We start from the raw sequence: 16,244 nt of genomic DNA on the forward strand, positions 1-16,244 counted from the left end.
ATGTATGCTAATTATACTAAGGGAAACTGTTTATTCATCAGTTATACTAATAGCTTCAAGATTTTTAATAATTCCACTAAAATGTTTTTAACATGTTAGAAAAACTTGGCTTGTTGCCAAGTCTTCATGGTGAAAGTTATCGTTTTTCTTATACGTTAAACCATATAAAGTTTTATACTTTCCTATAGCGTAAAAAAAGCCAGATAACTTATTTTCTGGCTTTTTGCGTTATATTATTCTTCTTTTGTTTTAAATTAGCAGCCATCTCCAACATTTCCCGAGCATGATCCAAAGCAGTTTCCGTAAGCTTAGTTCCTGTAACCATGCGAGCTAGTTCATTAATTTGCGACTCTGGCTTTAATTCAATTACATGTGTTGTTGTACGCTCATCACTAGTTTGTTTTTCAATTAGTTTATGGGTATCAGCCATGGCAGCCACTTGAGGAAGATGAGTTATGCATAAAACCTGTGATTCTTGAGAGATTAAGTATATCTTTTCAGCAATTGCTTGGGCAACTCTGCCGCTAACACCTGTGTCCACTTCATCGAAAATTACACTGGTCACACCTTGATGTTTTGCAAATATTTTTTTTAAAGCCAGCATGATTCTCGAAAGTTCTCCCCCAGAAGCAACTTTAGCCAACTGCTTTAAAGGCTCTCCTGGATTGGTGGAAATTAAAAAGCTAACTTGGTCAATTCCATTTTTATGAAGTTCTACCTCGTCCCTCTCTTGAAGCGTTGATGACTGAAATTGTACGGAAAAGGTTGCTTTTTCCAAATAAAGATCTTTTAATTCATCATGTATATCTTCGACCAATGATTTCGCTGCGGCTTGACGAATATCATGTAATTCCTTTGCTTCTAAATAAGCATCTTTTGTTTTTCCTTCAATTTGTTCTTGTAATTTTAATAAGTGTGAATCCTTATTATTAATTTCTTCGATTTCTTCTTCAATTTTTGCCATATATGTTAACATTTCAGTGACGGTCGAACCATACTTCTTCTTTAAACGATTTATTTCATTCAGACGAGCTTCTATTTCATTTAGACGATCTGGATTATATTGCATAGTTTCAATCATATTACCCAAGTCATACGTTAATTCCTCTAACCCAAAATAATAATCAGCAATTTCATTAGCTCTGTCGGCAATTTTCGAATCAAATTTACTGTTTTCTTGGAGAACGATTTGGGCTTGATTTACCCAGTCAAGACCCTTTTGTTCGCCATAAAGCGAATTGTAAGCTTCTTGTAAAGCAGAATAAATTCGTTCAAAATTGATAAGCGTTCCTCGTTCTTCTTCCAACTGTTCATCCTCATTCAACTGCAATTGGGCTTGCTCTAACTCGTGTAATTGAAACTGTAATAAATCTAATCGTTGTGCCGTTTCCTGTTCATTTTTACTTAGCCTTTGATAGCGGCTTTTTAAGTGAGATAACTCATCATAAAGCTTTCGGTACTCTTTTTTTGCTTTTTTTATTTTATCAGGCCAATATAAATCCAACAGTTCAATATGTTGGTCTTCATCCATCAACGATTGTGTTTCATGCTGACTATGGATATCAATAAGCGTTTTACCAAATTCACGAAGAATTCCCAAAGTAACTAATTTACTGTTCACGCGACAAATACTTTTTCCATTTGCAGTAATCGTTCGTCTCAATATAAATTGGTGATCCTGATATTCAATTCCGTATTGTCTGGAAAGCGCAAATATAGGATGTGTCTCATCATCAACGATAAATAGTCCTTCAATATCTGCTTTCTTCGCACCATGCCTTACAAACTCAACAGAACCACGACCTCCAGCAAGTAACTGAACGGCATCAATAATAATAGATTTCCCGGCGCCTGTTTCACCGGTTAATACCGTTAGCCCTTCATGAAATGTGATTGAAATCTTATCTATAATGGCAAAATCCTGAATGGATAATTCGGTTAACACGCCATTATTCCCCCCATTCTTAGATCACAGCATTTCAATAAACCGGTCTTTAATAGTCAATGTATCTGCCTCTGTTTTACAAATGATTAAACATGTATCGTCTCCACAGATCGTGCCCATGATCTCTTGCCAGTCTAATTGATCAATTAAAGCACCGACCGCCTGCGCATTACCAGGGAGGGTTTTTAGTACGATAAAATGGCTAGCATGATCAATTTTTACAAATGCGTCCATCACCAAGCGTTTTAGCTTGTCCAACGGATTAAATCGTTGATCTGCTGGTAAGCTGTATTTATAGGACCCTTTTGGAGTAGCTACTTTTATTAGATGCAGTTCTTTAATATCTCTGGAAATGGTTGCTTGTGTCACATTATAACCTAATTTTTTCAAGCGATCGACAAGCTCATCTTGCGTTTCAATTTCATTTTCTGTAATTAACTCACGAATTTTAATATGTCGTTGTATTTTACTCATAAGGTTCCTCCGTTTCTTTAATCTCCATTCTTCTTTTGCTTACGTATTAGCTCGTTATGCGCTTTATGAACGATGGATGCTATTACATTATCGCTAAACGGATTAACTGCTGCTTGCTTTTTCCATCCTAAATGAGTTAAAAATTCAATATTTCCATCTCCCCCGGTAATCGGTGAAAAGGTTAATCCTAAAACTTGGTATCCCTCTGATTCACTAAAAGCTAGAAGACGCTTAATCACTGATTGATGGATAGCAGGATCACGAACAATTCCTTTTTTACCAACCTGTTCCTTTCCCGCTTCAAATTGCGGTTTAATGAGCGCTATCACATCACTGGCCTCCATTAATAATTGCTTTAATACAGGTAAAAGCAATCGTAATGAAATAAAAGAAACATCGATGGAAGCGACATTTGGCTTACCGTATTCGAGCATATCGGGTGTAACATAGCGAAAATTAGTTCGTTCCATGACAATAACACGATCATCATTTCGTAATTTCCAGTCCAGTTGGTTATATCCTACATCAATTGCATAACAGAGCTTAGCTCCATTTTGTAAAGCACAATCCGTGAATCCGCCGGTTGATGAACCGACATCAACGATAATTTTATCCTTTACGGTTATTGCAAATTCTTTTAGTGCTTTTTCTAATTTCAACCCACCACGACCAACATAAGGAAATGGTTTTCCTTTAACCGTTATAGATGTGGCTTCTTCGATTTGCATACCGGGTTTATCTAATCTTTCCTGATCAGAAAAAACAAGGCCAGCCATAATTAAACGCTTAGCCTTTTCTCTCGTCTCAGCAAGTTTTTTTTCCACTAATAATACATCTAATCTTTTTTTACTCATAACGGATTCCTTTATTACTTATTTTTTGGCAATACTTTTATTTTTAATCTATTTTCAATAAGGGATATTACTTTTCCAGCAAAGAAGATTATTTTTGTTGAAGAATTGATGGCAAAATATTTACCTAGTGCTTTACCACCAACTGTAATTGCTGCAACAATACTTGTCAATAAAACTGAAATTGTAATTTGTAACGTGGATCCTTCTCCATGACCTAAAAGATTGGCTATTTGTAATACAACGATAGCAGAAGCTGTTCCACTAACAATTCCCGATATATCACCAATTACATCATTACAAAAGCTGGCAAACCTATCGGCATTTCGAATAATGATGACCGCCTCTTTTGCTCCAGTTACTTTTTCTGCAGCCATAGCATGGAATGGTGCTTCATCTGCTGCTGTCGAAGCAATACCAAGCATATCAAAGGCGACACCTATTAATACAATAACAAATACAATAATAAGTCCGATTGACCAAACGACTTCGCTCATAATGGAAGAAGAAACAACTGAAAAAATAGCCGCTAACACAAATGTGATAACGGCAATAGTTAAACTAAATTTGATCGATCGTTTGACTTGTGGTTTCATTTCATACCTCATTACATGTAAATTATCGTTATCCTATGTAGGGAGAAATGGTCATTTAAAAGGTAAAAACTGTGGCTTAGGTCCAGTAGGTTTTCCCAGACCGCTACCCCATGTTGCCACGCAGGCGGTTTCCCTTTAAAGCGATCTTAGCTTTGTCACCAAGAGCTAGACTGGATTACCACTTAGTCCACACTATAATCCCTTTTAAATGTCGTACGAACAGTCTAGGAGATTTCCTCAACAGTCCTTAACCGTCCCCTAGCCTCTTTTGCAGTGCTGATTTCATAGAGATGAAAGTAACAAATCAGTGGCCATCTAATTTATTACTTAGACTCTAATCCCCTCAGTCACCACTCAAGGCAGGCTACGCTGCATATCAGGTGTCCCTTACCGTCTACTGCAGGTTCATACCCCATTCCATAGTAAAACCTAGGCTTAGCTTTTACTACAGAGATGGGCCTCCGCGGTAATCGGGTCAACGCCCACATGCCTTTGTGGATCGCCCAAAAACCTTAACTCCCAGCACAGACCCAAAGCTGGGCGCTCCAAGCCTGCACAAGGAACTTCATCGATGTGCCCTTTGGCGAATTTTTAGGCTCGCCTTCAGGTACGGAGGACTGACTAGAATACTGCACCATTTCTCAGTTACATTTATTATAACATATTTTTGGTTGAAATTCTATTTGAACTCTTACAATTAACAGTCTGTTTTTACACGATTTATAACTATATTTAAACAACTTATCAAAAAGCTAAAGCGAATATAAACGATGCTAAAGCAGCCACAATAAAAATTATCTATAGTGCTTGTTCAAAGTCTAAGGCATCTTAGCATCGGCAAGCGAAATAAAGTTGGGTTTATTGTCATTAAATAAATCAACTAAAAAACTCGATGATAACATTTTTGCTGAACGCTTTATCCATCTTCTTCAATGATCACGTTGACTAAAAAACAGCGTTAAGTCCATTAATAAAGAACCCGCTATATCTGCTCGTTCTAATGCTTCTTTTGCCTTCGTTACATACCATTCTTTTTTCTCTACAGCACCATCTAAGCCAAGCAACTTAGGATATGTACTCTTTAAATTAACCTCATCACTGCCAACCCGCTTACCTAATTTTTCTTCATCACCTGTTATATCTAAAATATCGTCCTGTACTTGAAAGATCAATCCTAAATAGTAAGCAAATGTTTTTAAATGAGTCATTTGTTCTTCCGTGGCCCCACCGAGATACGCACCCGCAATCACAGCAAAACGCAATAGTTCACCGGTTTTTAATGTGTGAACCTGCTCCATTTCTGTTAAGGAAATTGACTTATCTTCTGCTTGCATATCTAATATTTGTCCAGCAACCATACCTTTTGGCCCGCTCGCTTCTGCTAACAGCATAATCAGTTTTGCTTTTTGAATTGGCGACAACTTAGAGTCTTTAGCAATTAATTCAAAACTATACGTTAATAATGCATCCCCGGCTAAGATTGCGGTGGCTTCATCAAAAGCTTTATGATTAGTAGGCTGACCACGACGAAAATCATCATCATCCATTGCAGGTAAATCATCATGGATTAATGAGTATGTATGAATCATCTCCAGAGCAGCTGCTGAACTTAAGGTTATCGCTACATCCTCGCTATATGATTCAAAACTGGCCATTAATAAAATTGGTCTTAATCGTTTTCCTCCTGCTTCAACGGAATACATCATTGATTCCTTCAGATTTTGTGGAATAGTTAATGAACCAATATACTGCTCTAAAATTTCATCGATTAGTTGCTTTCGGCTTGTTAAATACTCTTTCATCGTCAGCTGCACGTCTATTCTTCCTCCTGGATCTGAAATGGATCAAGATCTCCCTGTTCATTCATTATCTTTGTCATTTTATCTTCTACTTGATTTAGTTTATCATTACAAAGCTTAGACAACTTCATGCCATCTTGATAATAAATAATGGCTTTTTCCAAGGGTACATCCCCTGTCTCCAACTTTTCCACAATTTCTTCGAGCTCTTGCATTGCTTCTTCAAATGACAATTCCTTATCCTTCTCTGCCATAATTAATTTTTCTCCTCCACTTCCTTAACATGACAAGTAATCAGTCCATCCATAACTCTTAAAGAAATAATGTCCTCTGGATGAACATGTTCGATCGATTTAATAATTTTATCTGATGGTGAATAAGCTATAGAAAAACCCCGTTTCATAATCTCTAACGGATTAAGCAAACTTAATTTATCCACTTGCTTATATAAAACCTCTCGTTTACTTGTTTGCACTTGTTTCATTGCGAAACTGTGTCTTTTTGCTAACTGCTGTAGCTGAAGTTTTGCCCTTTCTAATTGTTTACCAGGATGTTGAGTTGCTAGTCGTACGTGCACGTGCTGATAGTATTGACGTTTTTTTGTTACTTTATGGACCATTGCTTTTTGTAATTGCTCTACCCTTCTATCTAGCTCTTGTTCCTTTTGTTTTAAAAGCTGACCTGGATAACGGAAGGCGTAGGATTGTTGTAATTTGATTAACAGCTGTCGCTGCTGTTTTATTTTTTGTCGCATATCTTTTGTAAGTATTCGTTTTAGTGTGAGTATTCGGTCCTTTAATTCGCTACTAGAAGGAACTGCAAGCTCTGCCGCTCCTGTTGGTGTTGGTGCGCGTAAATCAGCAACATAATCACTGATCGTTGTGTCTGTTTCATGCCCCACAGCCGAAATAATTGGAATGTTAGAATGAAAAATGGCTTCTGCTACTATTTCTTCGTTAAAGCTCCATAGTTCTTCAATCGAGCCACCGCCTCTTGCAACAATTAACAGATCAAAATTACCCACCTTATTTGCTGTTTCTATTGCCTGTTTTATGGAATTAGCTGCTGCTTCTCCTTGAACTAATACAGGCAGTACAATCATTTCAACAATTGGATACCTGCGTTTAATGGTCGTGATAATATCACGAATCGCCGCTCCTGTTGGCGAAGTAATTATGCCTATTTTCTGCGGCAATAGAGGGATCGACTTTTTATAGGCTTGATCAAAGAAGCCTTTCTTCTGCAATTTTTCTTTCAACTGCTCATACGCAACATACAATGCCCCTATCCCGTCTGGTTCCATATGCTGAATGTATAGCTGATATTGGCCGTACACTTCAAATACACTAACTTCTCCTTTAATCAGTACATTCATTCCGTTTTCTGGAGTAAATTTTAAAAATCGGTTATTCCCCGCAAACATCACTGCTTGAATCCGTGAACGATCATCCTTAATTGTTAAATACATATGGCCTCGCGAATGATGTTTAAAATTCGATATTTCCCCACGTAACCAAACTTCCCTTAGATGAGGGTCTGTATCCATTTTCCGCTTAATGTACTTGGTTAATGCCGTCACTGTTAAATATTTATCCTTCACGGTTCTCGAGCCCTTTTGCCGCTTTGATTGTATTCTTTAATAACATTGTTATTGTCATTGGCCCTACCCCTCGTGGTACCGGAGTAAGGTATGCCGCTTTTTCTTTAACGCTTTGAAAGTCTACATCACCTGTTAACGTTCCATTATCTAAACGATTAATTCCAACGTCAATCACAGTTGCTCCTTCCTTAATATAGCTCTCGTCAATAACATGTGCTTTTCCAATTGCAACAATTAAAATATCGGCTTGTTTTGTAAGGCTTTTAAGATCTTTTGTTTTCGAATGACAAGTAGTCACCGTTGCATGATGATTTAATAATAATTGGGCTACTGGTTTACCAACAATATTACTTCTTCCGATAACCACTGCATGTTGTCCCTTGATTGGAATTGATTTCGATTGTAACATGGTGATGATTCCATATGGAGTACAAGGTAAAAATGTATCCATTCCTGTCATCATTCTTCCTATATTAATAGGGTGAAATCCATCTACATCTTTTTCCGGTATAATCGCTTCAATTACTTTTTGCTCCTCAATATGACCCGGCAATGGTAATTGAACAAGTATGCCATGTACTGTGGGATCATTATTTAATTTATGTATCTGTTGCAATAGTTCTGTTTCCGTAACTGTTGTTGACAACTCCAAAATCTCCGAATCAATTCCAGTTTCATGACAAGCTTTTTTCTTGCCATTAACATACGACTTTGAGGCAGGATGATTACCGACTAATACTACTGTAAGCTTAGGATGGATTCCTGCCGCTTTTAGCTTGGTAACTTCTTCTTTCATTGCTTCTCTAAGCTTTAGTGATAAAGCTTTACCATCTATAATTTCTGCTGTCAATGTATAGAACCCCCTCAATTATTTTAAAAACGATGTCAAAAATTCCGGAAAATAATGTCTTGAATTTCCTCATACGTTAGAATGCATCAGATTTTAGCGCTCAAGTTAACTTAATATAGTGAAAATCTTTTAAGGTCTAAGTATAAACTAGGCTATTTTCTTTGTTCCGCTTGCAGTTTTCCTAATTAATTTGTTTCTGACGGCACTTAACTAAGTTGCTACATTGCCTCGAAGTCCTACTCGGCAGGGCGTACGATAGTGTCGGCTTAGCATTTACGATGTCGAGAACTATAACGACATCGACCCTTCTTAACTCCTTTTGAACACATACTTAAACAAAATTAGATAGTACACCATTTATGAACTTTCCTGATCGATCATCACCATACTTATTTGCCAACTCAATTGCTTCATTGATGGAAACACTCGTTGGAATATCATCTACATAGTTTATTTCAAATATCGCCATACGAAGAATTGTCTTTTCAACCGAAGCGATTCGATCAATGGACCAATTTTTTAGCTTAGCTGTAAGCAATGAATCAATTTCTTCTTTATGTTGTATAACTCCATTAACCAGCATAGTTAAAAAGGCATTTTTGGTTGCTGTTTGACTTACATATTCCATATCTTCTATTGACTTGACTTCATGTATGTCAAGGGAGAATAATAATTGTAATGCCTTTTCTCTTGCTTGATGTCTATTCATTCCTTTGTAGCTCCTTTAATTTATCTCTTCCAAAATCATAACATGATTCTAATTGCAACGCTATTACCAACTTTCAATTGTCCAAAGATAAAAAACAAAGCTTTATTTTTAGAGATTCTTGTTAGTACCCGTATCTTAATCTATCCATTGGTTACCATTCCGGAATTTTCCTTATTTTACTTCATTAACTAACGGGGTTTAGAAGCCCTTATCCTACTTAAGCTTTTAACTCCAAACTCTTGAGACACGCTCTAGCTGCAACGGTGCCAGCTTTTTATAAATTAGTATAAGGATTTGTAATAGAGCTATTCCCCTTTGAGTGATGATAAATAAATTTCTTCATTGCTTATGTTCAGCTAGTCTTGGTTTTCTTTTTTAAGGACGTCGAACAATTAGTCAATCTCTAGTTTTAATTCTCCTGTTTGGACAAGCATGTTATAAAAATTCTCATCTCGTCTAATTACGAGCCTTAGCGAGAGACATTATCATTAGAAAAACTTGGCTTGTCGCCAAGTCTTTAGCGAAAGCTATCGTTTTTCTTATACGATAAAGTGAAACTTCATTCCGTGGAATGCTTTTTACACGGAATGTTAGTTGAACCAATCGGGCATTTAGTTGCCGTTTTCCCCCACTTTGACCCTTTGCACGAACCCAGGTCTTGAAGTGGGAAACTTACGGCACCTTACATGCGGGATAAAGTGAAACTTCATTCCATGGAATGCTTTTTACACGGAATGTTAGTTGAACCAATCGGGCATTTAGTTGCCGTTTTCCCCCACTTTGACCCTTTGCACGAACCCAGGTCTTGAAGTGGGAAACTTACGGCACCTTACATGCGGGATAAAGTGAAACTTCATTCCGTGGAATGCTTTTTACACGGAATGTTAGTTGAACCAATCGGGCATTTAGGTGCGTTTTTCTTTTATGTTCACAATGCATAATAGATTTTAGAATTGAGGAAAGCACGGCACCTTACATGCGGGATAAACCCTAAAATTTTATGCTTTCCTATAGTAAAATAAATACCCTTTCACAAGGAAGTTATATTCCTCATGAAAGGATCATTTTTAAACATTGTATGAAAAAGGTTAAGTGTACAATTATCTATGTGTTTCTGCCTCATCTTCCGCAGCATCCATCTGAATTCCAACCACATGAACATTAATTTCTTTAATATCTAATGCGGTCATATTTTTTAGTGTTTGTCTAATATTTGATTGAAGCAATTGAGCTACTTGCGGAATGGAAACTCCGAATTGTAAAATTACATACAAATCGATCACAATCCCATTATCAGAAAGTTCAACCTTCACCCCTTTACTATGGGTTTTTTTTCCAAATTTTTCTGCAACACCGGAAGCAAAATTACCTCGCATAGCATAAAGTCCTTCTACTTCAGAAGCTGCTATTCCAGCAATCACCTCAATGACTTCTGGTGCAATTTCTACTTTACCTAAATTATCATCACTCACATTTAATAGTGGTTGTTCACTCATATGCTCACTCACTCCTTTATGTGTAACGGACAGAATCACAAATTGTCCGTATTACATTCTATTTCTTTTCAACTTGTACTATCGGATTTTCTTCAAGAAATTTCGTATTGAAATCCCCATTTAAAAATACAGGATGCTCCATGATTAAGCGATGAAAGGGAATTGTAGTATGTACCCCTTCAATGATAAATTCATCTAATGCCCGTCTCATACGATGAACAGCCTCGTCACGGGTTTTACCGTACGTAATTAGTTTTGCTACCATGGAATCATAATAAGGAGGTATTCGATAGTCTGAATATACTGCCGAGTCAACACGAACACCAAGCCCCCCTGGTGGCAAATACATCGTAATAGTACCTGGAGATGGCATGAAATTTTTAAACGGATTTTCTGCATTAATTCTACACTCAATGGCCCAACCATCTAACGTAATATCCGATTGCTCAAATGATATTTCCTGATTATCGGCGATTTTAATTTGCTCTTTGATTAGATCAATTCCCGTAATTAATTCAGTTACAGGATGTTCAACTTGAATTCGCGTGTTCATTTCCATAAAGTAAAATTCATGTGTTGTTCGATCAAATATATATTCAATCGTTCCTGCACCTTCATAGCCCACTGCTTTCGCAGCCTTTACAGATGCTTCCCCCATTTTTCTTCTGATTTCTGGAGTTAATGCAGGTGACGGAGCTTCTTCCACTAACTTTTGTAATCGACGTTGAATGGAACAATCTCGTTCTCCAAGATGAACAACATTACCATGCTTATCAGCCAACACTTGGATTTCTACATGACGAAAATCTTCAATATATTTTTCGATATAAACCCCTGCATTACCGAAGGATGTTTCGGCTTCTTTCTGCGTTACTTCAATACCCTTAAGCAATTCTTCTTTCGTTCTCGCTACACGAATCCCTTTTCCGCCTCCACCAGCTGTCGCCTTAATAATTACGGGATAGCCAATTTCGTTGGCAATTGCTTTCGCTTCCTTTTCATTTTCAATAATACCCTTAGATCCTGGAACAATTGGCACATTGGCCTCTTCCATTGTCTGACGTGCTACATCCTTGATTCCCATCTTTTGAATGGCTTCAGGAGTTGGACCAATAAAAATAATATTACATGCACGGCAAATTTCTGCAAAGTCAGCATTTTCGGCTAAAAATCCATATCCTGGATGAACAGCATCCACTTCTGTAAGTGTGGCTACACTCATAATGTTCGTCAAATTAAGATAGCTGTCTTTACTTTGCGTCGGCCCGATGCAATAAGCTTCATCAGCCATTTGCACATGTAATGCATCTCTATCTGCTTGTGAATACACAGCAACCGTTTCTATCCCCATCTCTTTACATGCACGAATGATTCGAACTGCAATCTCCCCTCTGTTTGCAATCAACAGTTTTTTTATCACACTCTCCATCCCCTTACTTTGTACTAACCCGGAATAATGGCTGCCCATACTCGACAAGCTGACCATTTTCTACTAGTATTTCTACAATTTCACCAGAAACTTCTGCTTCAATTTCATTGAATAATTTCATCGCCTCAACAATACATACTACGGTTGATTCTTCAACTTTGCTACCTACTGTAACAAAACTTTCCTTTTCCGGGGATGGAGCCGTATAAAATGTACCGACCATAGGAGAGACAATTTCATGATCATATGCAGCTTTCGCTTCTTCTTGTGGTATAGGTTTTTCTACTTTTTCTTCAGAAAGCCTGTCCGGTTCTGATTGCTGCTCTATATTTGGCTGCGTTTGTGACTTCATATCATGACCTTTTAGTTGGGTATTTACTGATTTTTTTAATGAAATCGATGTTCCGTTTGCTTCATAAGTAAACTCTTCTATTGACGATTGGTCAATCAGCTTTATAATCTCTTGTATTTCATGCACATTTAACATGTATATAGGCACCCCTTCATCTTCAAACTTATTATTAGGTACTAATAACTCCTTTTAATATTTTACGATAAATAGTAAAGAAACTTCAAGGTATTTTCTGAAGTGAAGGAGTAACGACGTAATATCAGTTTGTTCTAATTATACCAAGCTTAACCTTAGAAAGCGAACATTTGCAGTAGTTTATAATAGATGAAAATATCAAAAAAATTATAAACATTATTGCGTGACAATTCATATTAACTCCGTTTTGAGTAAATATTCATTTTTAACTTGTTAATTACTTAACTGTTTTCTTTGTAATTTAAAAAGGCAACTTAATTAAGATTTTAAAAATTTTTCTTTATTTTATTTATGAATAAAATAGGCATTACATATTAGACAAAAATACAAATACCGACTATTGATTACTAGCATTAACCAAATTAGTAGGAACAAAAGCTTAAGCGCTCAGTTAGCTTGCGTACAAACGTCAGATCTTCTAAATCCTGTTGTAACGTCTTCATGATCAACATCCTTAAAAAACCGCGAAGTATCACTGTCTTGGTTTTTTCTTGTCCTGTCGCCCAAACGAATCGGAGGTTTAGGACCATTTTTTCATCATGTTCGCAACATCAGAAGCACATTTTAAAATGAGAAAAATGCGAAACCTTACTTCGGGATAAAGAAAACATGCCACCTGCAGTAGGGGTATGCCGACGCCTACGTCGTAAACTCGTATTTTAGTCGTCTTTCCTTTAGATCGAACCGATGTTGACTTATGGTAGAAGGAAGAGCGAAATCTGCTGTAGCTTAAACGCATAAGCCTGAGGAAGCTTTCAAGAAAAGACATCATCATGAAAATCGGATATAGGTTTCCTAGATATAAAAAAATCCGGGCTTTTCCCGGATTTTTTACGCTATTCCTTTTTATTTGCTTCGGAAGGTACGTAGGATACATTTACCTTTTTATCACCCAGTTCATCTTTTACCATTTGTATGATGGAAACTGCTTCGGATTTTGGTAAATTCTCTTTGACTTTTACTTGGACTGTTATACCTGCATCTTCTGATCGAACAAGTACGTCTTCATAATTAGCTGAAGCAACAATCGTTTCTTCCAGAATTTTTTCTTTGGAGGCTATTTCTTCCATTGCATCGATTTCTTTTAATGCCTCATCTTTCTCAGCTGCACTTGCTGAACTGGAGGCAACAATATCCGTTAGTCGCTCTTTTTCCATATTTCTTTTATCCTGTAATTCCATGCGAATCGTCGTAAATAATTCATCCTGACCTAGGTTAGAAATTTCTTCCACTTCCGCATCTTCTGCTGCTTCATTTGAATCAGTCGGTACTGCCTTTTCACTTGCTTTGTCTTGTCCATCATTCAAATAAGCTAAATCTTCACTATCTGGAGAAGTCATATAATACACACTTAACACAATCATGAGACTCAACATAGTCAATAACCAAACTGTTTGCTTTTTTAACATTTTGATTCCTCCTTTTAATTCTTTGGCATTACGGATACTCGGTGTGTTGGTACGTCCAACACTCGGGAAACGGCTTCAACTACCCATTTCTTGACAGTAGCATGGTCTGTTCCTTTTGCAACCACAAACACTCCACGTACTTCTGGTTTTTTCGTTTGAACGAGTAAGGGTACCTCCTTTTCCCCTTGTCTAACTAATACGGTTTGTGTCTCTTGGGTCTCCTCCTCTATTTCTCTTGTACCACCACTTTTATCTGTTTCTTCTGTTGTTTGTTGTCCCTTTATCAAATTTTTTTCATATACTTTTATACTCGTTGATTCCAAATTCACCATTACTTCAGCTTCTGATACACCTTTAATTTTATTTAACAATGCTTCTAAATCTTTTGTATAAATGGACTCCAGTTCTTCTAGATCGGATGTTGTACTTATTTTTGGGGAAGCTGTTTCTTCTGCTCGCTCATCAGCTTGTTCATTTGGCTGTTCAATGGCTGGTCCGGCTTGATCTTCTTTGTCTTTTTCAAACGTTGAAGAAAAAATATTACCAATAATCAAAAGCAAAATACTTACTAAAGCTAAAATAACGATATATCCCTTTTTTTTTATAAACTTACTTCCATTGTCTTTTTGAAATAACTTTGAAAATTTATCTTTCAAGATGGACCTCCCTCCCACTGTAGTATCAATTTTTTCTTATCCATCTCCCACACCTCATTAAGCACTGCCTCTATTTCTTGAAGCTTCTTATCTTCTTTTGACGTATTTGGGCTGTCTGAATAAATTACAACATCATCAACTACTCTCACTGCTCCCTCCCCATCATTATTTGATTCAGTTAAATAAACAATGACTTCATCCAAGTTCTCAAACGTGTTTTCTCCTTGATGAGTAAATCGGAATTCGATATCTTTTATTTCTGTTTGAAATCCCTCTTTGAGCGGTTCTTTTGCAATTTGTTTTAATTGGACAGCCATTTGTTCTAAAATATATGCATCTTGTGTCCCTTCTATTTCATTTTTTTGTGATTCAATTAAATTTTCCATTGATTCTACCTGCTGTGAATTTCGATCAAGCTTTGATATAGAAGCTTCTAATGCATGTTGGACATCGATTTGAAATAAGAAAAAAATCGGTTTTAATAAAATTAAAATAAGGATAAAGCCAACGACTAGCTTAATATATTTTTTAAATGAAGAAGCAGGTATTAGTAAGTCAATGACTGTAGCAAGCAAAATAAATATGATAATTTGTGTCACCCATTGAATAACTATTTCCAAGTTAATCACCCTATCGTAAAAGCAGTGTCAGATTACTTGCTACTATAATGATGACAATTGCTAAAAAAAACATGAAGGAAACGGCAAGTAGAGAAGCCAGGATAAAGACGATATATTTACTAATCGTATTTAATGTTGTAATGACTGGCCCGTCACCAATTGGTTGTAATATTGCCGCTGCCAGTTTATAAATGATCGCAATAGCAAAAATTTTTAAAGCAGGGAAAAGTGCAATAAATAATATGATAATTACCCCGACAATACCTACTGCGTTTTTTAATAATAAAGAAGCGCTTAATACAGTATCCGCTGCATCCGTCATTGTTCGACCGACTACTGGAATGAAATTGCCGGTTATAAATTTAGCGGTTTTCATCGCTACACCATCTTGAATAGCACTGGCAGCTCCCTGTACGGACATCACACTAAGAAAAATAGTGAAAAAAACACCAAGTATACCTAATCCTACATTTTTAAACAAATTTGCTAAGTGTGTCACTTGATAATTTTCATTTAGACTACTTACTATTAGCAATAACGCAGCTAGAAACAATAAAGGTAAAACAACAGCTGAAACAATTAAGCCTCCAGAATTAACCAGAAAAATGATGATCGGATGGAAAAAAGATACAGTTACAACATTACCAAATGAAGCCATTAAGCCAAGAACGAGTGGTAACAATGCAATCATAAAGCTGCTCATACTATCTATTGCATCCTTTGCATAGGTTACAGCAGAATAAAAACTATTTAATGCTAAAAATATAAGTACGATGTAGACAACAAAATAGGCAATTTTACTTACTGTACTTGCCTCAAATGCATGCTGCATTGTCTGTAGGATAACTGAGAATAAGGTTAACATTAGAAGCAATCCTAGTAGTTTGCCGTTTAAAATTAATTCATGGAACAAAAATTGCACAAAACCAATAAGGGTATGTTTTAATGAAAATGATTCTTGTTCTTTAATAAACTCATAAACACTTGTTTTTTCTAATTCAGGCATGTAGCCGCCATACTCTTTACTAATCTTATTCCAGTGATTTTCCACTTCTTCTAAAGATATTTCATCTAATATACCGGATTGTACGTCGTCCTCCGAAGTACTTGCTGCAAGCGGCTCTTGCCCCAGAAAGAAAAAGGATAATGTACAAATTATAAACGTGATTGTAAATTTATATTTCATCCACGATAAAAGCTCCTTTCCGGGATAAAATAAAAATCAAGTATTGTTTATTGATCAAAGAGCAGGATTTCTGATTA

The 16,244-nt window shown here is 36.5% G+C and carries 16 protein-coding genes; all 16 read right to left on the reverse strand.

Translation table 11 applies throughout. The features are described from left to right. Positions 1–208 precede the first annotated feature (208 nt). The 16 genes from recN to spoIIIAE all read right to left on the reverse strand — a co-directional run bounded on the left by recN (position 209) and on the right by spoIIIAE (position 16,167). A complete protein-coding gene (gene recN / locus BN1066_RS17445; protein ID WP_077320776.1) occupies positions 209–1,945 on the reverse strand; it encodes a DNA repair protein RecN in 1,737 nt (578 codons plus the stop codon). Positions 1,946–1,969: 24 nt separating this feature from the next. Then, on the reverse strand, positions 1,970–2,419 hold the full coding sequence (ahrC, locus tag BN1066_RS17450) for a transcriptional regulator AhrC/ArgR (RefSeq protein ID WP_077320778.1): 450 nt from the start codon (positions 2,417–2,419) through the stop codon (positions 1,970–1,972). 17 nt (positions 2,420–2,436) lie between these two features. Continuing rightward, on the reverse strand, positions 2,437–3,273 hold the full coding sequence (locus BN1066_RS17455) for a TlyA family RNA methyltransferase (protein WP_077320780.1): 837 nt from the start codon (positions 3,271–3,273) through the stop codon (positions 2,437–2,439). Between the two features lie 14 nt (positions 3,274–3,287). Beyond that, entirely contained in the window at positions 3,288–3,866 is a 579-nt protein-coding gene (locus tag BN1066_RS17460; RefSeq protein WP_077320782.1) for a hypothetical protein, read from the reverse strand. Between the two features lie 929 nt (positions 3,867–4,795). Continuing rightward, positions 4,796–5,680: a polyprenyl synthetase family protein gene (locus tag BN1066_RS17465; RefSeq protein ID WP_245799825.1), complete on the reverse strand. Its 885-nt coding sequence runs from the start codon at positions 5,678–5,680 to the stop codon at positions 4,796–4,798. A gap of 2 nt (positions 5,681–5,682) precedes the next feature. Continuing rightward, positions 5,683–5,919: an exodeoxyribonuclease VII small subunit gene (locus BN1066_RS17470; protein WP_077320784.1), complete on the reverse strand. Its 237-nt coding sequence runs from the start codon at positions 5,917–5,919 to the stop codon at positions 5,683–5,685. A 2-nt stretch (positions 5,920–5,921) separates the two neighbouring features. Further along, positions 5,922–7,265 carry an exodeoxyribonuclease VII large subunit gene (gene xseA, locus BN1066_RS17475; RefSeq protein WP_077320786.1) on the reverse strand — a complete coding sequence of 448 codons (1,344 nt, stop codon included), beginning with the start codon at positions 7,263–7,265 and terminating at the stop codon, positions 5,922–5,924. Next, entirely contained in the window at positions 7,255–8,115 is an 861-nt protein-coding gene (gene folD, locus BN1066_RS17480; RefSeq protein ID WP_077320788.1) for a bifunctional methylenetetrahydrofolate dehydrogenase/methenyltetrahydrofolate cyclohydrolase FolD, read from the reverse strand. The genes xseA and folD overlap by 11 nt, the downstream gene beginning before the upstream one ends. Before the next feature lie 331 nt (positions 8,116–8,446). Next, entirely contained in the window at positions 8,447–8,824 is a 378-nt protein-coding gene (gene nusB / locus BN1066_RS17485; protein WP_077320790.1) for a transcription antitermination factor NusB, read from the reverse strand. Positions 8,825–9,924: 1,100 nt separating this feature from the next. After that, complete coding sequence (locus BN1066_RS17495; RefSeq protein ID WP_077320794.1) at positions 9,925–10,320, reverse strand: Asp23/Gls24 family envelope stress response protein; 396 nt, start codon at positions 10,318–10,320, stop codon at positions 9,925–9,927. Positions 10,321–10,378: 58 nt separating this feature from the next. After that, the gene (gene accC, locus BN1066_RS17500; protein WP_077320796.1) at positions 10,379–11,740 is read right to left on the reverse strand and encodes an acetyl-CoA carboxylase biotin carboxylase subunit; all 1,362 of its coding nucleotides are present in this window, start codon (positions 11,738–11,740) and stop codon (positions 10,379–10,381) included. Positions 11,741–11,753: 13 nt separating this feature from the next. Next, positions 11,754–12,236, reverse strand: coding sequence for an acetyl-CoA carboxylase biotin carboxyl carrier protein (gene accB, locus BN1066_RS17505; RefSeq protein WP_077320798.1), 483 nt, complete (start codon positions 12,234–12,236; stop codon positions 11,754–11,756). Positions 12,237–13,132: 896 nt separating this feature from the next. Continuing rightward, positions 13,133–13,705 (reverse strand): SpoIIIAH-like family protein, encoded by a 573-nt coding sequence (locus BN1066_RS17510; RefSeq protein WP_077320800.1) that lies wholly within the window; start codon positions 13,703–13,705, stop codon positions 13,133–13,135. Positions 13,706–13,719: 14 nt separating this feature from the next. Further along, on the reverse strand, positions 13,720–14,361 hold the full coding sequence (spoIIIAG, locus tag BN1066_RS17515; RefSeq protein ID WP_077320803.1) for a stage III sporulation protein AG: 642 nt from the start codon (positions 14,359–14,361) through the stop codon (positions 13,720–13,722). Continuing rightward, a complete protein-coding gene (gene spoIIIAF, locus BN1066_RS17520; protein WP_077320805.1) occupies positions 14,358–14,981 on the reverse strand; it encodes a stage III sporulation protein AF in 624 nt (207 codons plus the stop codon). The genes spoIIIAG and spoIIIAF overlap by 4 nt, the downstream gene beginning before the upstream one ends. A 10-nt stretch (positions 14,982–14,991) precedes the next feature. Next, positions 14,992–16,167: a stage III sporulation protein AE gene (spoIIIAE, locus tag BN1066_RS17525; protein WP_077320807.1), complete on the reverse strand. Its 1,176-nt coding sequence runs from the start codon at positions 16,165–16,167 to the stop codon at positions 14,992–14,994. Between the last annotated feature and the right edge of the window lie 77 nt (positions 16,168–16,244).

The sequence above is a fragment of the Virgibacillus proomii genome (assembly GCF_900162615.1).
Classification (GTDB): Bacteria; Bacillota; Bacilli; order Bacillales; family Amphibacillaceae; genus Virgibacillus; species Virgibacillus proomii.

What these genes read in the sequence shown, in the direction of transcription:
- nusB (WP_077320790.1), bottom strand. Translation starts at nt 8,824, where the DNA reads ATGAATAGACATCAAGCAAGAGAAAAGGCATTACAATTATTATTCTCC.
- ahrC (WP_077320778.1), bottom strand. Translation starts at nt 2,419, where the DNA reads ATGAGTAAAATACAACGACATATTAAAATTCGTGAGTTAATTACAGAA.
- BN1066_RS17460 (WP_077320782.1), bottom strand. Translation starts at nt 3,866, where the DNA reads ATGAAACCACAAGTCAAACGATCGATCAAATTTAGTTTAACTATTGCC.
- BN1066_RS17495 (WP_077320794.1), bottom strand. Translation starts at nt 10,320, where the DNA reads ATGAGTGAACAACCACTATTAAATGTGAGTGATGATAATTTAGGTAAA.
- accB (WP_077320798.1), bottom strand. Translation starts at nt 12,236, where the DNA reads ATGTTAAATGTGCATGAAATACAAGAGATTATAAAGCTGATTGACCAA.
- spoIIIAE (WP_077320807.1), bottom strand. Translation starts at nt 16,167, where the DNA reads ATGAAATATAAATTTACAATCACGTTTATAATTTGTACATTATCCTTT.
- BN1066_RS17455 (WP_077320780.1), bottom strand. Translation starts at nt 3,273, where the DNA reads ATGAGTAAAAAAAGATTAGATGTATTATTAGTGGAAAAAAAACTTGCT.
- BN1066_RS17510 (WP_077320800.1), bottom strand. Translation starts at nt 13,705, where the DNA reads ATGTTAAAAAAGCAAACAGTTTGGTTATTGACTATGTTGAGTCTCATG.
- BN1066_RS17470 (WP_077320784.1), bottom strand. Translation starts at nt 5,919, where the DNA reads ATGGCAGAGAAGGATAAGGAATTGTCATTTGAAGAAGCAATGCAAGAG.